We start from the raw sequence: 2479 nt of genomic DNA, 5'->3' as shown, positions 1-2479 counted from the left end.
GGGTTGGGTGGCCAGGCAGGCCGGTAGTTCGGGTCGCGCCGGAGCGCCGGCGGCGGCTCGCGGCGACCCGGCGCTCTTCCCTGTGGAGGAGGCGGTGTCGGCCCCGGTCGAGGCGGCCGCTTGTCGGTCACAGCAAGAATGTACGTCCTACCGGAGCCAGCCGAGGTGAGCGGCGAGCAGCGAGTAACCGACGAACGCGACGACATCGATCAGGGCGTGGGCGATGATCAGCGGCCACAACCGGCCGGTGCGCTGCCAGACATACCCGAACACCAGCCCCATCGCGACGTTGCCCAGCCCTGCGCCGAACCCCTGGTAGAGGTGATAGAGGCCGCGGAGCAGGCTCGAAACGGCCAGGGCGATCCACGGGTTGACCCGCAGTTGACGCAACCGGGTGAGCAGGAACCCGACGACGATGACTTCCTCGGCCCACCCGTTGCCGAAGGCCAGCAGCAGCAATACCGGGATGCGCCACCAGGTGTCGTTCAGTTCGGCAGGCTCCACCGAGGCGTTGGCCCCGAGAATTCGGGCGACCTGGTACAGGGCCAGGCCCGGGACGCCGATGAGGGTGGCCAGCCCGATCCCACCGAGAACATCCGCCCGCCAGCGAATCCGCCCGAGGCCGACCTGCGACGGGCCGAATCCGCTGCGCCACAGCAGGTATACCGCCAGCGCTCCCCACGCCAGCAGCTGGAACACGCTGGCCAAATTCAGTCCGAGGTCGATGAGGCCGAACCGGGAGCGCTGTGGATTGAGTGCCACCGTCTGACCTGACAGCCCGACGAGCACGCTCTCGATCAGGCTGAGCAGCGCGGTGTACGCGCTGAGGCCGAACGTGACTGCCAGGACCACGGCGATCTCGATGCGCAGCGCACGTCGCTGCACATCGGTGAGTTCATCTTCGGGGCCGGTCACCGCAGCCACGGTAGCCGGGTCCGGATGTCAGCGGCGCGCTCAGACGCCGCGCGCGCGAAGCCCGTTGAGGAATGGGCAACCCATCAGCACCCGGATCGCCTGGCTGAGGCCGGTCACATCGTCGACCGGCTTGGCGAACGGAAGCCGGACGTCGTGGTCGCCGTCGTCGCCTTCCACCCGCAGCTGCACACCGTAGCGGTCCAGCCCCAGCGGACGGACCCGGCCGCGGCGCAGTGCCGTGGGAAGCCTATTGGCCAGTCGATCGACGACATCGCGGTGCGCGGACTCCATGTGCTGCAGCCAGCAGGACTCCATGGCGCAGAACGGATCCGGACTCGCCCCCAGCAGTGCGCCGAGGGCAACGGACTCGGCGCCGGTCGCATCGGCGACCACGACGGATTCGATCTCGAGGCGCATCAGCGCGTAGCGGGTTTCGCCCGTCGCACTCGAGAGCTCGGAATCGACCTGGAGCAGGGCCGGGTTGGGGTCCGACGCCGCGATCAGATCGAGCAGACCGGCGACCTCACCCATCGGGACCTCGCGGAGCCTGCCCTGGATCCAGACGAGTGATCGAACCGGTTCCCGCAGTGGCAGGGGCGCGTAGTCGGTCATCTCCAGCACCGCCTGCACACCCTCGTTGGCTGCGGAGACCACCGTCGCGGCGAGCACTCCGCCGACCGGTGCGGTGATCGCGAACGATCCGTCGGCGAGCAGGTGGTGCACAGGCGTGGGAGTGGGGTCGAGGCCCTCGACGGCGAGCATCGCACCGCCGGCGCGCGCGCATGCGCTGCGGATTCGCTCTGCGGTGGTCGGTGCAGGAGAGACCATGTCGCGACCTTTCTTCTTGGTAAGGTGAGCCTAACTTAACTAGGTGTGGGCCGGCCGCGCAAGGCTTTCCCGCAGCGGAATGGGATTACCGCAGCGAACCGATACGCTGGCGAGGTGCCTGGCATCACGTATCTCGGCCCCCAAGGAACGTTCACCGAGGCCGCCCTGCGCGCCATCGCCGACCACGGCCTGATCCCGCCGACCGGCGGTTCCGGTACCGCCGGCAGCGGGGACCTCACGCCGATCGCCACGGACAGCACCCCTGCCGCTCTGGCTGCCGTCCGCGCCGGCGATGCCGATTTCGCGTGTGTCCCGATCGAGAACTCGATTCACGGATCGGTGACACCGACGCTGGACAGCCTCGCCAACGGATCGCCACTGCAGATCTACGCCGAGTTGACCCTGGACGTGGCCTTCTCGATCGCCGTCCGGCCGGGGACTGCGGAAGCAGACGTGCGCACCGTGGCCGCGTTCCCGGTCGCCGCCGCCCAGGTCAGGTGCTGGCTGTCCGACCATCTGCCCAAAGCCCAACTCGTAGCGGCCAATTCGAATGCCGCCGCGGCCCAGGACGTAGCGGCCGGGAAGGCGGACGCAGCGATCAGCACCGCGCTGGCCGCGCAGCACTACGGGCTGGACACCCTCGCCGACGGCGTCGTTGACGAGCCCAACGCCCGAACGAGGTTCGTTCTCGTCGGAGCGCCCGCTGCGCCGCCGAAGCGCACGGGCGCGGACCGGA

General features: G+C 69.2%; 3 protein-coding genes. 1 reads left to right on the top strand and 2 read right to left on the bottom strand.

The features are described from left to right. Positions 1-147: 147 nt before the first annotated feature. Together WA965_RS18685 and WA965_RS18680 are read right to left on the bottom strand one after the other, a co-directional pair. On the bottom strand, positions 148-915 hold the full coding sequence (locus WA965_RS18685) for a CPBP family intramembrane glutamic endopeptidase (RefSeq protein WP_526302691.1): 768 nt from the start codon (positions 913-915) through the stop codon (positions 148-150). 39 nt (positions 916-954) lie between these two features. Beyond that, entirely contained in the window at positions 955-1743 is a 789-nt protein-coding gene (locus WA965_RS18680) for a DUF2470 domain-containing protein (protein WP_526302690.1), read from the bottom strand. A gap of 114 nt (positions 1744-1857) precedes the next feature. On the opposite strand from WA965_RS18680, the gene pheA reads away from it, so the two are divergent. Continuing rightward, positions 1858-2479, top strand: a 622-nt coding sequence (gene pheA, locus WA965_RS18675) for a prephenate dehydratase (protein WP_526447915.1), incomplete at its 3' end; no start/stop codon positions are given.

The sequence above is a fragment of the Mycobacterium sp. genome, from assembly GCF_049683935.1.
Taxonomy (GTDB): Bacteria; Actinomycetota; Actinomycetes; order Mycobacteriales; family Mycobacteriaceae; genus Mycobacterium.
Note: the sequence above shows the minus strand (reverse complement) of the source record. Positions and strands in the feature narration are given on the sequence as shown.